This window comes from Pseudomonas frederiksbergensis (assembly GCF_900105495.1).
GTDB classification, from domain to species: domain Bacteria; phylum Pseudomonadota; class Gammaproteobacteria; order Pseudomonadales; family Pseudomonadaceae; genus Aquipseudomonas; species Aquipseudomonas frederiksbergensis.
In genome coordinates, this window is sequence record NZ_FNTF01000002.1 from 1,296,884 (window position 1) to 1,313,470 (window position 16,587).

Below are 16,587 nucleotides of genomic sequence, written 5' to 3' on the forward strand. Positions count from 1 at the left end.
GAGGTATCACCGAAGGGTTAGGCTGCCTTAAGCCTAGGCGCGTCAACTTGTCGCGTCTAATCGCTAATACTGATCTACCGATAGATGACGTCGATCAAGAGCTAGGCAGCGATTGCTGAAGTATCGCGAAACAGGCTTCCGCGAGCGCCGACCGCGGGGCGCTGCGACGCATGATCAGCCCCAGCCGGGCGAGGGTTTGCGCATTTTCGATGGGGTGCAGACGCAAATGATCGGTGAGTTTTTCCAGGCCGCCGTCCATTGGCATCACGGCGCAGCAGAATCCACCGTGCACCGCTTGTAACAATTGGTGGACGGCATCGGTTTGCAGCAACAGTTGCGGGGTGAGGCCGCGACTGTGGAAGTTGTGGTCGATGGACTGGCGAAAATGCATGCCGCTGGAAAGCATGCCCAGCGGCAGTTCGATCAGCGATTCCCAACTCAGCGGCGCCTCGTCGAAACTGAAGAAGCGCTGATCGTAGAGCAGGCCCATGCGGGTTTCGTTGAATGCCAGGGAATCGAAGCGTTCGCCATCCAGTCGCTCCAGGTACGAAACGCCCAGATCCAGGCGATTGTTTGCCAGTTGTTCGAGGATCTGCTCGGAACTCAGTGCCGAGAGTTCGAAGCGCAGGTTCGGGTGTTCGGCGTGCAGGCGTTGCATCAGCGGCAGCGGATCAAAGCTCGACAGCGGCACCACGCCCAGACGCAACGTACCGACCAGATTGCCGCGACAGGCAGCCGCTTCGGCCTGCAAGCCGTCGTAGGCCGCCAACACGGTGCGGGCCCACGCCAGCACCCGTTCACCCGGTGCGGTAAAACCTTCGAAGCGCTGTCCGCGATTGACCAGCGGCAACTCGAGTTCTTCTTCGAGGCTGCGCAGGCGCATGGACAGGGTCGGCTGGGTGATGTGACAACGCGCGGCGGCCTGGCCGAAATGCCGGGTTTCGTCGAGGGCGATGAGGAATTTAAGTTGCTTGATGTCCATCTTCGCTCCAGGGCGCGGGAAGGCTTGGATTCTAGCGCTTGCGGGGAAGCGGCGTCATTGGTCGGGTTGGAACCGCAAGTGACGGCCTTGGGCTAGGCTTTTGCGTCTGGAACCCAAAACCCAAGGAGAGCGCACCATGAGTATTTTTAGCTTTGTGAAAGAAGCAGGCGAAAAACTTATCGATCTGCTGACGCCAGGCAACGCCAATGCCAGCGAGCAATTGAAGGAACACATCAGCAAAGTCGGCCTGGGTAACCCGAATGTGCAGGCGACGGTGGAGGGCGACAAAGTCACCTTGACCGGCGAAGTCGCCAGTCAGGAAGAGAAGGAAAAAATCCTGCTGGCGGTGGGCAATATTGCCGGTGTCGCTAGTGTGGATGACCAGATCACCGTAAAGGGCCCGGTTGCTCAGGCGGCGCGGTTCGTCACTGTGAAAAAGGGCGACACCCTCAGCGCGATTGCCAAGGCTGAGTACGGCGACGCCAACAAGTACAACAAAATCTTCGAGGCCAACAAGCCGATGCTGTCTCACCCGGACAAGATCTATCCGGGGCAGTCGTTGCGTATTCCTGAGTAACGCTAAGACCGTGTGATGGCCTTCGCGGGCAAGCCACGCTCCCACAGGATCTGTGTCGTTCACGATGGATGCGAACGACACAGATCCTGTGGGAGCGTGGCTTGCCCGCGATGCAGGCGACGCGGTCTCAGAGCCCGGCAATCAACTCCCGATAATCCCCCACCGCCGCAAACTCGGCCGTATCCTTCGGCCCTTTGCGGCTGTCCGGCTCGCTCACGGCCAACAAATGCGCCACCCCAAAATTCCGCGCACTGCGCAGGATCGGCAAGGTGTCGTCGATAAACAGGCTGCGCGCCGGATCAAAGCCGATGTCCGCCTGCAAGGCATCCCAGAATTGCGGGTTCTCCTTGGCAAAACCGTAATCGTGCGAGCTGATCAACCGCTCGAAATACGGCGCCAGTTCGATTCTTTCCAGTTTCAATGACAGCGAATCGCGATGCGCATTGGTGATCAGCACCACGCGTTTACCCGCCTGTTTGATGGCGGCCAGAAAGGTGTCCGCATCCGGACGAAGGGCAATCAAATGCGCGGTTTCCAGTTTCAGTTCGCGCACCGACAACTTGAGCTCGGCGCTCCAGAAATCCAGGCAATACCACTGCAACTGGCCGGCGTTGCGTTCGAACAACGGCTGCAATTCCATCTCGGCCATGGCCCGGCTCACCCCGTGCAATTCGGCGTAACGCTGGGGCAGGTGTTCCATCCAGAAATGGTTGTCGTAGTGCAGGTCCAGCAGCGTGCCGTCCATATCCAGCAGAACGGTGTCGATGTCGCGCCAGGGCAGCAGGGACATAAAAAACTTCTCCAGCGGTAAAAAAGATATCCGACGTAAACAATCAGGATAGGCCGGGTATAGTAACGCGCTATCGCCAAGGAGCCGCTCATGCGCCAGAAACCCACCATCCTCGCCCGCGAGATCGTCGCCACCAGCCGTTTGTTTTGCGTCGAAGAGCTGAAGTTGCGCTTTTCCAATGGCGTAGAGCGCACGTATGAGCGACTGGTCGGCAAGGGCGCCGGTTATGGCGCGGTGATGATCGTGGCGATGCTGGATGCGGACCACGCCGTGCTGGTTGAAGAGTATTGCGGCGGCACCGATGAATACGAGCTGTCCTTGCCCAAAGGCTTGATCGAGCCGGGCGAGGACGTGCTGGCGGCGGCCGAGCGGGAGCTCAAGGAAGAGGCCGGGTACGGCGCGCGGCAATTGGAGCATTTGACTGAATTGTCGCTGTCGCCCGGTTACATGAGCCAGAAGATCCAAGTGGTGTTGGCCACTGATCTGTACGAAGAAAGCCTGGAAGGCGATGAGCCTGAGCCGATGGGCGTGGACAAAATCAACCTGCGTGAGTTGTCGGCCCTGGCCCAGAACCCGCGATTCACTGAGGGCCGTGCATTGGCAGCGCTGTATCTGGCCCGTGATCTACTGACTCAGCGTGGAGCATTCCAGCCATGATTTTCCCTCATCCGTTGATGGCGCCTGTTGTTGAACTGGCGCTGAAGGCCGGTGAAGCGATACTGCCGTTCTGGCGCATCGGTACGGCTGTAACCGCCAAGGCTGACGATTCCCCGGTCACGGCCGCCGACATGGCCGCTCATCATGTGATCCTGGCCGGGCTGACGGCGCTGGACCCGAGCATCCCGGTGCTGTCCGAAGAAGACGCCAACATTCCCCAGAGCGTGCGCGCCGGGTGGCAGCGTTGGTGGCTGGTGGACCCGCTGGACGGGACCAAGGAGTTCATCTCCGGCAGCGAAGAATTTACCGTCAACATCGCGCTGATCGAGCAGGGGCGAGTGGTGTTTGGCGTGGTGTCGATGCCGACCAACGGGCGCTTCTACGTCGGTGGTGCGGGTCTGGGCGCGTGGCGTGGCGACAAAGACGCGGCGCCTTCGCCGATTCAGGTTCGCGAGGTTCCTGCTGAAGGTGAAGCCTTTACGGTGGTCGCCAGTCGTCGGCATTCCAGCCCTGAACAAGAGCGCCTGCTGGCCGGGTTGAGCGACAGTCTGGGTGAACTGCAATTGGCTAATATCGGCAGTTCATTGAAGTTCTGTTTGTTGGCGGAGGGGGCGGCGGATTGTTATCCGCGGTTGGCGCCGACTTCGCAGTGGGACACGGCGGCGGCGCAAGGCGTGCTGGAAGGCGCGGGCGGTGAGGTGCTGGATTTGAGCGGTGCGCCGTTCAGTTATCCGGCGCGGGAATCGTTGTTGAATGAGTTTTTCCTGGCGCTGCCGGCCAAGGCTGCGTGGCGCGAAAAACTGCTGGAACTCGCCCGCCGTTAAGATCGTTCCCACGCAGAGCGTGGGAACGATCACCGACGATCACCGGTGCAGCACGTACTGCCCCGTAAACTTCACCGCATCGTCATCACTGTCGGCATTGACGATCCGCGATTGCAGCGTCAACCGCGCCCGTCCATACCGCCGATACATCGCCAAAAACTTCTTCCACACCGCCGCACTCGGCGCATGGCAAATCGCTGTCGCGTCCATGGTCACCGGCAGCGGATAGCTGATCTGTCCTTCCTGAATCACGATGTGCCCGCCTTCAACCCCTTCTTCATGCAAGCGCAAATGCAGCCAGCCCCAACCGGCCAGCACGGCGCCACAATACAGGCTGCCGCCGAACATGGTGCTTTTGTGATTGACGTTGGCCTCCAGCGGCAAGTGCAGGCGCAGTTGCTGGTCGTGCCAATCGAGCACTTTGAGGCCCATATCCCGCGTCAGGGGGATGTCGCGATGGAGGACTGATTCCAGATGACGGCTGTCGCGGCTCATGCACGGATCTCTTGTTCGAAGATGATGATTTGACGGTAGCTCAATCGGCTTCGTCGGTGTGGCTGCTGCCACCGTCGGCGAAGTTCAGCCCGTGTTTGCGCAGTTTGTCGTGCAAGGTCTTGCGTGGGATGCCAAGGGCTTCGGCGAGGCTGCGCACCGAGCTGTGAGAGCGCGCCAGTTCGGCGGCGATCAAGCTCTTCTCGAAGTTTTCCACTTGTTCGCTGAGACCGCCGCTGACCAGCTCGACCGTCATGCCGGCAGCGCCATCGGCGGCGCTATTGTCCAGGGCCAGTTCCAGGCCCAGGGCAAAGCGTTCGGCCGCGTTCTGCAGTTCCCGCACGTTGCCCGGCCAGGTGTGGCGCAGCAGCAGGGCGCGTTGTCCCGGTTGCAATTCGTGGGGCGGCAGACCGTGGCGAGCGCTCGCTTCATCGGCGAAATACTGAAACAGCATCAGCGCATCTTCGCCGCGCTCGCGCAGCGGCGGAATACGCAGCGGCGCAACGTTCAGGCGGTAATACAAGTCGGCACGGAAGCGGCCCTGATCGGCGGATTGACGCAGGTCTTCCTTGGTCGCCGCGATGATGCGGATGTCCAGCGGGATCAGCTGATTACCGCCCAAGCGCTCGACGACCCGCTCTTGCAGCAAACGCAGCAATTTCACCTGCACATCCAGGCTCATGCTTTCGATTTCATCGAGGAACAACGTGCCGCCATTGGCGAATTCGAACTTGCCGATGCGGCGCTTTTGCGCGCCGGTAAAGGCGCCTGGCTCATGACCGAACAGCTCGCTTTCTACCACCGACTCGGCCAGGGCGCCGGCATTGATCGCCACGAACGGACCGTTGCGACGGCTCGACAGATCGTGCAATGCACGGGCGACAACTTCTTTGCCGGCGCCGGTTTCGCCAAGGATCAGCACATCGGCCTTGGTCGCCGCCAATGCACCGATCTGCTCGCGCAGGCGCAGCATCGGCGCCGATTGCCCGACCAGTCGGGCGCTCAGCGCATTGCGATCGCTCAGGGCCAGACGCAGGCTGCGGTTGTCCAGCACCAGACGGCGCAGGTCCAGGGCGCGGCGCACACTGTCGAGCAGGGCGTCGCTGGCAAAGGGTTTTTCCAGAAAGTCATAAGCCCCGGCGCGCATGGCCTGCACCGCCAGCGGCACATCGCCGTGGCCGGTAATCAGCAGCACCGGCAGTTCCGGGTCCTGGGCATGCAGTTCAGTCAGCAGTTCAAGACCGTCCATGCCCGGCATGCGGATGTCACTGACCACCACGCCGGGCCAGTCGCGTTCCAGTTGCGCGGCCAGGCCCTTGGCTTCAGCGAGCGGCAGGATTTTCAGGCCGGCGAGGTCCAGGGTCTGGCTCAGGGCCTGGCGCAGGTGCGGATCGTCGTCGATCAGCACGACCTGGATGCGGTTGTCGATGGTCATGCACTTCGGTCCTCGGACGGTTGCAGGTTCACACCCGGTGCGCCTGCACGCAACTTCAGGGTAATCAGGGCGCCGCCTTCCTTGTGGTTGGCGAACGACAGTTCACCGCCGAAGGCGCGCATCAGGGTTTCGCAAATCGCCAGCCCTAGCCCGAGCCCCTGGGTGCGGGTCTTGGTGGTGTAGAAAGGCTCGCTGGCGCGGCCAAGTGCCTCCAGGCAGAACCCCGGGCCATTGTCGCGAATGTACAGGTTGACGCCGTCGGCAGTGGATTGGGCACTCAACCAGAGCTTACGCGGCGGGCCTTTTTCCGTCAGGGCGTCCAAGGCGTTGGCCAGCAGATTGCCGAGCACCTGACGCAGACGGGTTTCCCCGGCCTCGACCCACAGGGTGGCGGCCGGCAAGTCGCGGATCAGCTCGACTTCCATGCTGCGTCGACGCTTGGCCAGCAGCGCCAGTGCATCGTCCAGCGCCGGTTGCAGGGCGACGCTTTCCGGGGCGTGGCGATCGCGTCGAGCGAAGGCGCGCAAGTGGGCGATGATCGACGCCATGCGCCCGGTCAGGTCGCTGATCAGCTTGAGGTTGCCCCGCGCTTCGTCGGTACGCTGATGATCGAGCAGCACCTCGGCGTTTTCTGCGTAGCTGCGGATCGCCGCCAGCGGTTGATTCAATTCGTGGCTGATGCTCGCCGACATGGTGCCAAGGGCCGACAGTTTGCCGGCCTGCACCAGATCATCCTGAGCGCGAACCAGTTCTTGCTGGGCGTGTTCGCGTTCCAGCACTTCCTGTTTCAGTCGACGGTTGAGGCCTTCGAGGTCGCTGGTCCGCTCGGCTACCCGGCCTTCCAGCTCGCGACGGGCCTTGGCTTCGAAGGCGATTCGATCAAGGTAATGACGACGGCGCTGCATCATCAGCCCCAGCAGCAACATCAACACCAGCAACGCCGCGCCACCGATGGCGACGACCGTGCGTACCGGGCGATCGATCAAGGTGCGTGGGGCCAGGATGCTGACGTTCCAACCGGTTTCAGCGATGGGCTGGGTTTGCGTCAGCCAGGCGTTGGGGTTGAGCCGCAATGGTTTGGGATCACGGGTCGGATAAGGTTGAATCGCCGTAATCGCCTTGCGTTCTTCTTCGCCCAACGGGCGGGTCGAGCGGAATCGCCACTCGGGCCGCGACGTGAGAATGACCACGCCGTTATGGTCGGTCACCAGCAGTTGTTCCGGGGTTTTGCCCCAGAGGCTTTCGGTGTGGTCCAGGTCGACCTTGACCACCAGCACGCCGATGATTTTTTCGCCACTACGCACGGCGGCGGCGAAGAAATAGCCGCGTTTGGCCGAGGTTGTGCCCAAACCGAAAAAACGCCCGAGCCGCCCGGCCATGGCTTCGCTGAAGTACGGCCGAAAGGAAAAATTACGCCCGACGAAACTGTCGTGTTTGTCCCAGTTGGACGCGGCCAGGGTCTTGCCCGTGGTGTCCATCAGGTACATGACTTCGGCGCCGGTCTGGGCGCTGATGTTTTTCAGCAAGCGATTGGCGTTGCCTTGGGTGACGCCATCGTCGGGCGCGCCGAGGACCGCTCGCAGGGCCGGCAGATCGCCGAGGATCTGCGGCAACACTTCATAGCGGTGCAGGGTGCCCAGCAGGTTGGCGACGTAAAGGTCGAGGGTCTGCCGGTTCTGCCCCGCCAGTTCGCTGCGGTAGTAACGCTCGGCCAGATGTTCCAGCGGCCACAGCAATGGCGCCAGGCACAGCGCGAGCAGGGCCAGGCTGCGCCAGCGGGGTCTGCGGGGGAGGGTCGGAGTCATGAGCATCGAGCGCCTGTGGGTACAGGCGCATTATGCCTAGGCTTGCGGGCGCAGTCTGCGCGCCGTGTCGGGCACGCCTGTGCGGCGAAGATTCAGACGGCGTTTCAGGAAAAGACGTCAGCGTCCTTGAAGAGCGCGGCGGCCTGATCTTTGCCAGACAGTTGTGGTGCTTCGTCCAATTGCCAATCGATGGCCAGGTCCGGATCGTCCCAGCGAATGCAGCGCTCGGCGGATGGGGTGTAATAGTCGGTGGTTTTGTAGAGGAATTCGGCGAACTCGCTCAGCACCACAAAACCATGGGCGAAGCCTTCCGGGACCCACATTTGACGATGGTTCGTGGCAGACAGACGCACGGCCACCCATTTGCCGAAATGTGGCGAGCTGCGGCGAATGTCCACCGCCACGTCGAGGACTTCGCCCGTTGTGACGCGAACCAGTTTGCCCTGGGTGTTTTCCAGTTGGTAATGCAGACCGCGCAATACGCCTTTTTGCGAGCGGGAATGGTTGTCCTGAACGAAATTCGTCTCCAGGCCAGTCGCCTCTTTGAAAGCCCTGGCATTGAAGCTTTCATAGAAGAAACCGCGTTCGTCACCAAATACCTTGGGTTCGATGATCAGAACGCCAGGCAGGTCGGTGGTGACTACATTCATGGGGTTTCTCCAGCAATAGGCGTTAATGGGCGACATTCTTGCGCAAAGTGGCGGCCGGTGCGAGGGGGGTGATTTCTTTGCTGATTCATCCACTGATCCGAGCCTCAGGAAGGGGGCAGGCTGGCGAGGGGGGTTGCGTATCACCCAAAGCAGTGGCGATATAGGCGCCTAATAAAATTTCAGGGGTCGTTGTATGCCACTTGCCACGTTGATTCATCGCGCCAGTTTGCCCAGCCCGCAAGTGACTGCGGAGCAAGCGCTTGAGCTGCTGAAGGAACATTTCGGCCTGAGTGGAAGGTTACAGGCCCTCGGCAGCCAGCAGGATCTTAACTATCGGGTCGACAGCGACCAGGGGCGTTTTGTCCTGAAAATCTGCCGTGGCGATTACTCGGCGCAGGAGCTGCACGCCCAGCACGCAGGGCTCAAGCATTTGGCGGAACACCCAGATGTGCATGTGCCACGAGTGATTCCTGCCAAAAACGGTGAAGACCTTCTCACCCTGGAGGTCGGCGGCCAAGCGGTGCATGTGCGTTTGCTCGATTACATCGAAGGCCAGTCGCTCACGCACCTGGATCATCTGCCCGGTCCAGTGGTGGCCGGTTTTGGTCGGCTCTGCGGAGAAATGGACCTGGCGCTGGCCGGTTTCGACCATCCGGGCCTTGAGCGCACGCTTCAATGGGACGCCCGCCACGCCAGCGCGCTGATCGCGCATTTGCTGCCGGTCATCAACGACGACCAGCAACGCGGGTTGATCGCCGATGTGGCCGAACAGGCCGAGCGTCATTTGCAGCCGCTTGTGGATAAGTTGCCGGTGCAGGCCATTCACATGGATATCACCGACGACAACGTGGTGTGGCAGCGAGATTCGCAACGCCAGTGGCAACTGCAGGGGGTGATCGATTTCGGCGACCTGGTTCGTACCTGGCGTATCACTGATCTGTCGGTAACCTGCGCGGCGCTGCTGCACCACGCTGATGGTGATCCGTTTTACATTTTGCCGGCGGTTCAGGCCTATCACGCGGTCAATCCGCTCACCCATGAAGAGCTCCTGGCGCTCTGGCCGCTGATCGTCGCCCGCGCGGCGGTGTTGGTGCTCAGCGGCGAACAGCAGGTCAGCATCGATCCGGGCAACGAATACAGCCGCGACAACCTCAGCCACGAATGGGAAATTTTCCGCGTTGCCACCTCGGTGCCGTTGGCGTTGATGGAAGCGGCGATCCTCACCGCCGTCGGCCAGAACCTGCCGAGCATCGGCAGCGAAGGTTTCGCGCCGCTGCTGCCGAGCCTGGTGGGGCGTGAGTTTGCGTTGATCGATTTGGGCGTGCTCAGTCCGCATTTCGAGGCCGGCAACTGGGAGCAGGAGGGGATCGATCAGCGTCTGCTGACTGAAGCTGCCGTGGCTCATGGTCTGGCGGCCAGTCGTTACGGGCAATATCGCTTGTCCCGCACCCGCCCGGACTGCGCCACTGAACCCGACACGTGTCCATTGCACGTCGAATTGCGCGTGCCCCACGGCACGGCGGTCGAATCGCCGTTCGCCGGGGTGGTGCATCAGCCTGCGGTGGGCGTGCTGCAACTGGACGGTCCGCAGTTGAGCGTGCGCCTATGGGGCGTGACGCCGTCGCTGCACACGGGCGCTGCGCTGGTCAAAGGCCAGGTGCTGGGTTCGGTCAGCGGGCCGTTGATCGTGCAGTTGTGCCGCGGCGCTTCGTTCACGGCGCCGTTGTTTTGCACGCCGTCCCGCGCCGCGGCCTGGCAAGCGTTGTGCCCGTCACCGGCGATGCTGCTGGGGCTGGCCTGTGACGCCGAAGAGGAGCTCGATTCGCAGACCTTGCTGGCGCGCCGTGACGCCAGTTTCGCCCGCACGCAGAAACACTATTACGTCGACCCGCCGCGCATCGAACGCGGCTGGCGCAATCACCTGATCGACATGCAAGGCCGTTCCTACCTCGACATGCTCAACAACGTCGCGGTGCTTGGCCACGGTCATCCGCGTATGGCCGCGGTCGCCAGTCGTCAGTGGTCGCTGCTCAATACCAACTCGCGGTTCAACTACGCGGCGGTGGCCGAGTTCTCCGAACGTTTGCTGAAACTGTCGCCGGATTCCATGGACCGGGTATTCCTGGTCAACAGCGGCAGCGAGGCCAATGACCTGGCAATTCGCCTGGCCTGGGCCTACAGCGGTGGTCGCGACATGCTCAGCGTGCTGGAGGCCTATCACGGCTGGACAGTGGGCGCGGACGCGGTCTCGACCTCGATCGCCGACAACCCGAAGGCTTTGAGCAGCCGTCCGGACTGGGTGCATCCGGTCACCGCGCCGAACACCTATCGTGGCGAGTTCCGTGGCCCGGATAGCGCCCCGGACTACGTGCGCAGCGTCGAACACAACCTGGCGAAAATTGCCGAGCAGAAGCGCCAACTGGCCGGTTTCATCTGCGAACCGGTGTACGGCAATGCCGGCGGTATCTCGTTGCCGCCAGGGTATTTGAAGCAGGTTTATGCGCTGGTTCGTGCTCAGGGCGGCGTTTGTATCGCCGACGAAGTGCAGGTCGGTTATGGCCGCATGGGCAACTTTTTCTGGGGTTTCGAAGAGCAGGGCGTGGTGCCGGACATCATCACCATGGCCAAAGGCATGGGCAACGGCCAGCCGCTGGGCGCAGTGATCACCCGTCGGGAAATCGCCGAAGCGCTGGAGGCCGAGGGTTACTTCTTCTCGTCGGCCGGCGGCAGCCCGGTCAGTTGCCAGATCGGCATGGCGGTGCTGGATGTGATGGAGCAAGAAAAGCTCTGGGAAAACGCTCAGGTCGTGGGCGGGTATTTCAAGGAACGGCTTGAAGCGCTGATCGATAGTCATCCGCTGGTGGGCGCGGTGCATGGTTCCGGCTTCTATCTGGGCGTCGAGTTGATCCGCAATCGCGAAACCCTGGAACCGGCGACCGAAGAAACCACGGCGCTGTGTGACCGATTGCGCGAGCTGGGGATTTTCATGCAGCCGACGGGCGATTACCTGAACGTCCTCAAGATCAAACCGCCGATGGTGACCTCGCGCCGGAGCGTGGACTTCTTCGTGGACATGCTCTCCAAAGTCCTGGACGAGGGGCTCTAGACTCTGATCGTTCCCACGCTGGGAATGATCAGTAAGGGTCTCGCTGAGGGTCTGTAAACACACATCCCTGTGGGAGTGAGCCTGCTCGCGATTGGGCAGGATCAGTCGATATCCATGTTGAATATTCGACCGCAATCGCGAGCAGGCTCACTCCCACATTGGTACGGCGCTAATTCGATAGATATCGGCTTATCTTCAAGAAAATATGACAAAAAGTTTGTTGGTGGCTTTAAAAGCCGATTTTTATCGGTTATAAAGTCACCGCTGCTCCGGTGTGGCCTCACCACGCCTGGTGCTTCCCATTTCTGTCATCGGTCGATTGCCACACTCGACCCTCAAGCATTGCCCCGGAGATGATTCATGAGCCGTATCGTTACCGTTGCTGCCACCCAGATGGCCTGTTCCTGGGACCTTGAAGCCAACATCGAGACCGCTGAGCGGCTGGTCCGTGAGGCCGCGGCGCAAGGCGCGCAGATCATCCTGATCCAGGAACTGTTCGAGGCTCCGTACTTTTGCCAGAAGCCAAACCCGGATTACCTGCAGCTGGCCACGACCGTTGAAGAGAACGTCGCCATCAAGCACTTCCAGAAAGTTGCCAAAGAACTGCAAGTGGTTCTGCCGATCAGCTTCTACGAACGGGCGGGCCGTGCGCGTTTCAACAGCATCGCGATCATCGATGCCGACGGCAGCAACCTCGGGATTTATCGTAAAAGCCATATCCCGGACGGCCCTGGCTACCACGAAAAGTACTACTTCAACCCGGGTGATACCGGCTTCAAAGTCTGGAACACCCGTTACGCGAAAATCGGCGTGGGCATCTGCTGGGACCAGTGGTTCCCGGAATGCGCCCGCAGCATGGCGTTGCTCGGCGCGGAAATCCTGTTCTACCCGACCGCGATCGGCAGCGAGCCACACGACAAGAGCATTTCGTCCCGCGATCACTGGCAGCGCGTGCAACAAGGTCATGCCGGCGCCAACCTGATGCCGCTGATCGCCAGCAACCGCATCGGCAACGAAGAGCAGGACGGCTACGACATTACGTTCTACGGCTCGTCGTTCATCGCCAACCAGTTCGGCGAGAAGGTTCAAGAACTCAACGAAACCGAAGAAGGCGTACTGGTTCAGAGCTTCGACCTGGACGAACTGGAACACATCCGCAGCGCTTGGGGCTCGTTCCGTGATCGTCGCCCGAACCTGTATGGCACACTGAAAACCCTCGACGGTTCCCTGGAGTCCTGATTGTCATGACCACTTTGCACAGCACGCCTCGCGCCGATGGCTTTTACATGCCCGCCGAATGGGCGCCGCAAACCCAGACCTGGATGATCTGGCCCGAGCGCCCGGACAACTGGCGCCTGGGTGGCAAACCGGCGCAAGCCGCGCACGTCGCGGTGGCCAAAGCCATTGCGCGTTTCGAACCGGTGACCGTGGCGGTTTCCGCCGGTCAATACGAAAACGCCCGTGCCCGCCTGGACGTGCCGAATATTCGTGTGGTGGAAATGTCCAGCGACGACGCCTGGGTTCGCGACACGGGCCCGACGTTTGTCATCAATAACAGTGGCGAAGTCCGTGGTGTGAACTGGGACTTCAATTCGTGGGGCGGTTTCGACGGTGGGTTGTACTCGCCGTGGAATCGCGATTCCCAGGTCGGCGGCAAAATCCTCGAGATCGAGCGCAGCCAGCGCTACCGCACTGAGGGCTTTGTGCTTGAAGGCGGTTCGATCCACGTCGATGGCGAAGGCACGCTGATCACCACCGAAGAATGCCTGCTTAACCGCAATCGCAACCCGCACATGAACCGTGCAGAAATCGAAGCGGTGCTCAGCGCGAATCTGGCTGTGGATAAAATCATCTGGCTGCCGGACGGTTTGTTCAACGACGAAACCGACGGTCATGTGGATAACTTCTGCTGCTACGTGCGCCCGGGCGAAGTGTTGCTGGCCTGGACCGATGACCCGCAGGATCCGAACTACCCGCGCTGCCAGGCGGCAATGAAAGTGCTGGAGAGCAGCACCGACGCCAAGGGTCGCCCATTCACGGTGCACAAAATGCCGATTCCGGGGCCGCTGTATGCGACCGAAGAAGAGTGCGCCGGTGTGGATCCGGTTGACGGGACTCAGGAACGTAATCCGACCGTGCGTCTGGCCGGTTCCTACGTGAACTTTCTGATCGTGAACGGCGGCATTATCGCGCCAAGCTTTGATGATCCGTTGGATGGCCCGGCAAAAGAGATTTTGCAGAATCTGTTCCCGCAGCACGAAGTGGTGATGGTGCCCGGCCGCGAACTGTTACTGGGAGGCGGTAACATCCACTGCCTTACCCAACAACAGCCAGCCTCCCACAAAGAGTGAGTGCGGTTGTAACAGCTTGAGTTGATTGCAAAATAATCCAGGCAAACGTTTTCGCTCACGGTTTGGCACAAAGCCCGCAGCCCTACAGGACTGCGGGCTTTTTTGTATCCGCTCGTCGACAGTTATGAAACTTTGGCACAGCTCTTGTATCGCTCAGGGGGTAAACAGGGAGGGGGAGAACTGCGATGTTCTGTCATAAACCTTGGATAAGTTAGCCGCTCACAATCCAGGAGAGAGCGCGGAAATGAACGCCGAAATGAATGTAGTGAGCGAGCGGGCGTTGCATCCCCTGGCAGTAAACAGCGAATCGCTCCAGATCCTGGCGCACTGGTTGAAGTCCAATGGAACGCGTCAGATCAGAGAACCTGATCCGCGCCGGACGATGATCGAACGCTACCCCGCTGGTTTATTCAGCGAAGCGGAACTGGAAGCGTTGTGGGATGTGATGGAAGGATAAGAAGAAAAACAACGGATTGGTAAAAGCGCTGCCGGGATGGCGGCGCTTTTTTTATGGGCGAAGGTTTTTTCGTGATCACTGGAGATGATCGTGCTGATTTGATCGTTCCCACGCGGAGCGTGGGAACGATCAAGTCGGGGGTGTTTTTTAGAAGCTGTAGGTCCCGGTCACGACCACACTGCGCGGTTCGCCCGGTTGAATCTGCGCCGCACTGGTGGCCGACGAGTAATAGGTCTTGTCGCTGATGTTGTTCAGCGCCGCGCGCAGGTCCCAATCCTTCTGCCGGAACCCGGCCAAGGCATCCCAGCGGCCATAACCCGGCAGCACGGTGGTGTTGAGGTTGTCGGCGTAACGTTGGCCCACCAGGGTCAGACCGGTTTCGGCGTACCAGCCCATTTCCGGTTTCCACGTCAGGAACAGGCTGCCGTTGTGCTTGGCCACGTTGCTGATGCGTTTGCCTTCAAAGCCGTTGTTGTCCTTCTCGACCGTCGCGTCCTGCACACCCACGCCACCGCGCACGTACCAATTGCCGGCAATTTTGCCGGTACCCGTCAGCTCGATCCCGCGGGAACGTTGCAGGCCGGTCATCAAGGTGACGGTCGGATTATCGGGATCGCTGGTACGACGGTTGTAAAGTTCCAGTTCGTAGATCGCCAACGTGGTGCTCAGGCGATCATCGAGCCAATCGCTTTTCACGCCGATTTCCTTTTGCTTGGTCAGCTCGGGGCTCAGGTCGTTGCTGTTGCCGGCGGCGCCTGGGGTGATACCGATCAAACCGCCGCCGACCGGGGAAAAGGTCTTGGTCCAGGAGGCGTAGAAGGAATGATTCTGCAGCGGCGTCCATACCAGTCCTACACGTGGGCTGGTGCTATGGCTGTCGCGATCTTCGGAAATGTCCCGCAGCTTGTTGGTCGACTCGATATCGAAAGTGTCGTAACGCAAACCCGCCAGCAGTTGCCATTGATCGTTCAGGCGCAGTTGATCCTGCACGTACACCGCACGGCTTTCGACTTCGGTGTGAGAGCTGCTGGACACTTGCATCCGCCCGGTATGGCGCAAATTGCGGTCGGGGTTGTACAGGTCCAGCGCCGGCACTGGCTGAGTCCCGCGCCCGGTGGCCGCGTTGTACAGCGTAGGGTCGCGCCGCTGGCTACCGATTTCGATACCGGTCAGCAAGCGATGCTCAAGGCCGAACGTGTCGAAACCGCCTTCCAGCTCGACGTTGTTGTAGACGTTGCGGGTGCTCAGGTCCTGTTGCCAGTGCTGGCGCGTGACCTTGTTGGTCGCCGGGGTGTAACCGGTCAGGTAGGTGTTGTCGAAATCGCTGTTGAGCTTGAACACGCCCAGGGTATGGCGCAGCTGCCAGTTGTCGCTGAGTTCATAACTGAGCTTCGAGCGCAGGGATTGCGACTTGTCGTCGATGAAATCGTGCTCGCTGCCGTAGGTCGTATCCCGTCCTACGTCCGCCGGGCGTCCGTTTACCCCGGGGATTCCGCGATCCGGCGTACGGTTGTAGCGGCTGTATTCGTACTGCACCAGCCAGTTCAGGTCCGGCGTCAGTTGCCAGCTCATCGACGGAGCGAACAGTTGGCGATTGCCGCTCACGCCATCGCGGAAGCTGTTTTGATCCATGTTGCCCATGTTCAGGCGCAGGCTGATGTTCTCGCTCGGGTCGGTGCTGAGGTCGGCGTAGAGGCTGCGCAAATCGTCGCTGCCGCCCTGGGCCTCGAGGGTCGAACGGCGACCGAACTCGGGCAGTTTGCTGACCCGATTGACGATCCCGCCCTGACTGCCACGACCATACAAAACAGCGGCCGGGCCTTTGAGCACTTCGATGCGTTCGATGTTGTGCAAATCGCGCACGTATTGGCTGTCGTCGCGGATGCCGTCGAGGTAGAAGTCGTTGCTGGCGTCGAAACCGCGGATGCGCAGGCTGTCGAAGCGAGTGTCGGCGCCGCTGCTGACGTTGGGGATGCCGCTCAACGCGGTGCCCAGGTCGTTGGTGCCGTAATCCACGACGTTCGCGGTTTTAATCGAGTCGATGGCTTGTGGAACGTAGCGCACCGGCGTGGCGGTGCGGGTCGCGGTGCTGGTTTCTTTCACGCGTGGGTCATCGGCTTCGGCTTCGGCGCTGATCGACGTCTCGGGTAAAACAGTGGGGGCGGCGCAGGCAAAACCGGCCGAGAGAAATGCAGAAAGCCCAAGGGTGACGGGTGTGAGGCGAAAGGGGGCAGGCATCTGAAGCGCATCCGAAAGGGTAGAGAAATTCGAGGGCGCGAATGGTAATGCTTGTTATTTGCTTCCGTTAATTATTCTTGAAAGGTTCCGCTGTTTGATTATTTCTAATTGTGTCGAGATGGCTACAGTGGGGCCGTGAGGCCATTCGACCGATTCATGAAACAGACTGAAAGCCATTCCAGCGTTTTTCAGAAACGGGTGGAGGACTAATCTGCCGGCATCT

The 16,587-nt window shown here is 60.6% G+C and carries 14 protein-coding genes; 7 read left to right on the top strand and 7 right to left on the bottom strand.

The features are described from left to right. Positions 1 to 94: 94 nt before the first annotated feature. Positions 95 to 982, bottom strand: coding sequence for a LysR family transcriptional regulator (locus BLW70_RS06510; RefSeq protein WP_074872593.1), 888 nt, complete (start codon positions 980 to 982; stop codon positions 95 to 97). 136 nt (positions 983 to 1,118) lie between these two features. Between BLW70_RS06510 and lysM the strand changes: the two genes are divergently transcribed. Next, a complete protein-coding gene (gene lysM / locus BLW70_RS06515) occupies positions 1,119 to 1,559 on the top strand; it encodes a peptidoglycan-binding protein LysM (protein ID WP_074872594.1) in 441 nt (146 codons plus the stop codon). A gap of 127 nt (positions 1,560 to 1,686) precedes the next feature. Here the strand turns inward: lysM and yrfG are convergent, their stop codons facing one another. Continuing rightward, on the bottom strand, positions 1,687 to 2,349 hold the full coding sequence (gene yrfG / locus BLW70_RS06520; RefSeq protein WP_074872596.1) for a GMP/IMP nucleotidase: 663 nt from the start codon (positions 2,347 to 2,349) through the stop codon (positions 1,687 to 1,689). A gap of 90 nt (positions 2,350 to 2,439) precedes the next feature. On the opposite strand from yrfG, the gene nudE reads away from it, so the two are divergent. Together nudE and cysQ are read left to right on the top strand one after the other, a co-directional pair. Further along, on the top strand, positions 2,440 to 3,006 hold the full coding sequence (gene nudE, locus BLW70_RS06525; protein ID WP_008149334.1) for an ADP compounds hydrolase NudE: 567 nt from the start codon (positions 2,440 to 2,442) through the stop codon (positions 3,004 to 3,006). Then, entirely contained in the window at positions 3,003 to 3,830 is an 828-nt protein-coding gene (gene cysQ, locus BLW70_RS06530) for a 3'(2'),5'-bisphosphate nucleotidase CysQ (protein ID WP_074872599.1), read from the top strand. The genes nudE and cysQ overlap by 4 nt, the downstream gene beginning before the upstream one ends. 39 nt (positions 3,831 to 3,869) lie before the next feature. Here the strand turns inward: cysQ and BLW70_RS06535 are convergent, their stop codons facing one another. From BLW70_RS06535 to rfbC, 4 genes are all read right to left on the bottom strand, one after another. Next, positions 3,870 to 4,325 carry a YiiD C-terminal domain-containing protein gene (locus BLW70_RS06535; RefSeq protein WP_074872601.1) on the bottom strand — a complete coding sequence of 152 codons (456 nt, stop codon included), beginning with the start codon at positions 4,323 to 4,325 and terminating at the stop codon, positions 3,870 to 3,872. Between the two features lie 40 nt (positions 4,326 to 4,365). Beyond that, positions 4,366 to 5,757, bottom strand: a complete 1,392-nt coding sequence (locus tag BLW70_RS06540; protein WP_074872602.1) for a sigma-54-dependent transcriptional regulator — start codon at positions 5,755 to 5,757, stop codon at positions 4,366 to 4,368. Beyond that, positions 5,754 to 7,562, bottom strand: coding sequence for a sensor histidine kinase (locus BLW70_RS06545; protein ID WP_074880443.1), 1,809 nt, complete (start codon positions 7,560 to 7,562; stop codon positions 5,754 to 5,756). The genes BLW70_RS06540 and BLW70_RS06545 overlap by 4 nt, the downstream gene beginning before the upstream one ends. A gap of 104 nt (positions 7,563 to 7,666) precedes the next feature. Then, the gene (gene rfbC / locus BLW70_RS06550; RefSeq protein WP_074872604.1) at positions 7,667 to 8,212 is read right to left on the bottom strand and encodes a dTDP-4-dehydrorhamnose 3,5-epimerase; all 546 of its coding nucleotides are present in this window, start codon (positions 8,210 to 8,212) and stop codon (positions 7,667 to 7,669) included. Positions 8,213 to 8,405: 193 nt separating this feature from the next. Between rfbC and BLW70_RS06555 the strand changes: the two genes are divergently transcribed. The 4 genes from BLW70_RS06555 (at position 8,406) to BLW70_RS06570 (ending at position 14,126) form a co-directional block, all read left to right on the top strand. Then, positions 8,406 to 11,318, top strand: a complete 2,913-nt coding sequence (locus BLW70_RS06555; protein WP_074872606.1) for an aminotransferase — start codon at positions 8,406 to 8,408, stop codon at positions 11,316 to 11,318. 360 nt (positions 11,319 to 11,678) lie between these two features. Beyond that, a complete protein-coding gene (aguB, locus tag BLW70_RS06560) occupies positions 11,679 to 12,557 on the top strand; it encodes an N-carbamoylputrescine amidase (RefSeq protein WP_074872608.1) in 879 nt (292 codons plus the stop codon). Between the two features lie 5 nt (positions 12,558 to 12,562). Further along, complete coding sequence (gene aguA / locus BLW70_RS06565; RefSeq protein ID WP_074872610.1) at positions 12,563 to 13,669, top strand: agmatine deiminase; 1,107 nt, start codon at positions 12,563 to 12,565, stop codon at positions 13,667 to 13,669. A 244-nt stretch (positions 13,670 to 13,913) separates the two neighbouring features. Continuing rightward, complete coding sequence (locus tag BLW70_RS06570; protein ID WP_074872612.1) at positions 13,914 to 14,126, top strand: hypothetical protein; 213 nt, start codon at positions 13,914 to 13,916, stop codon at positions 14,124 to 14,126. 147 nt (positions 14,127 to 14,273) lie between these two features. Here the strand turns inward: BLW70_RS06570 and BLW70_RS06575 are convergent, their stop codons facing one another. Further along, positions 14,274 to 16,364, bottom strand: a complete 2,091-nt coding sequence (locus BLW70_RS06575) for a TonB-dependent receptor (protein ID WP_074872614.1) — start codon at positions 16,362 to 16,364, stop codon at positions 14,274 to 14,276. Between the last annotated feature and the right edge of the window lie 223 nt (positions 16,365 to 16,587).

Coding starts and splice junctions, on each gene's coding strand:
- BLW70_RS06510 (WP_074872593.1), bottom strand. CDS start 982: ATGGACATCAAGCAACTTAAATTCCTCATCGCCCTCGACGAAACCCGG.
- lysM (WP_074872594.1), top strand. CDS start 1,119: ATGAGTATTTTTAGCTTTGTGAAAGAAGCAGGCGAAAAACTTATCGAT.
- yrfG (WP_074872596.1), bottom strand. CDS start 2,349: ATGTCCCTGCTGCCCTGGCGCGACATCGACACCGTTCTGCTGGATATG.
- nudE (WP_008149334.1), top strand. CDS start 2,440: ATGCGCCAGAAACCCACCATCCTCGCCCGCGAGATCGTCGCCACCAGC.
- cysQ (WP_074872599.1), top strand. CDS start 3,003: ATGATTTTCCCTCATCCGTTGATGGCGCCTGTTGTTGAACTGGCGCTG.
- BLW70_RS06535 (WP_074872601.1), bottom strand. CDS start 4,325: ATGAGCCGCGACAGCCGTCATCTGGAATCAGTCCTCCATCGCGACATC.
- BLW70_RS06540 (WP_074872602.1), bottom strand. CDS start 5,757: ATGACCATCGACAACCGCATCCAGGTCGTGCTGATCGACGACGATCCG.
- BLW70_RS06545 (WP_074880443.1), bottom strand. CDS start 7,562: ATGACTCCGACCCTCCCCCGCAGACCCCGCTGGCGCAGCCTGGCCCTG.
- rfbC (WP_074872604.1), bottom strand. CDS start 8,212: ATGAATGTAGTCACCACCGACCTGCCTGGCGTTCTGATCATCGAACCC.
- BLW70_RS06555 (WP_074872606.1), top strand. CDS start 8,406: ATGCCACTTGCCACGTTGATTCATCGCGCCAGTTTGCCCAGCCCGCAA.
- aguB (WP_074872608.1), top strand. CDS start 11,679: ATGAGCCGTATCGTTACCGTTGCTGCCACCCAGATGGCCTGTTCCTGG.
- aguA (WP_074872610.1), top strand. CDS start 12,563: ATGACCACTTTGCACAGCACGCCTCGCGCCGATGGCTTTTACATGCCC.
- BLW70_RS06570 (WP_074872612.1), top strand. CDS start 13,914: ATGAACGCCGAAATGAATGTAGTGAGCGAGCGGGCGTTGCATCCCCTG.
- BLW70_RS06575 (WP_074872614.1), bottom strand. CDS start 16,364: ATGCCTGCCCCCTTTCGCCTCACACCCGTCACCCTTGGGCTTTCTGCA.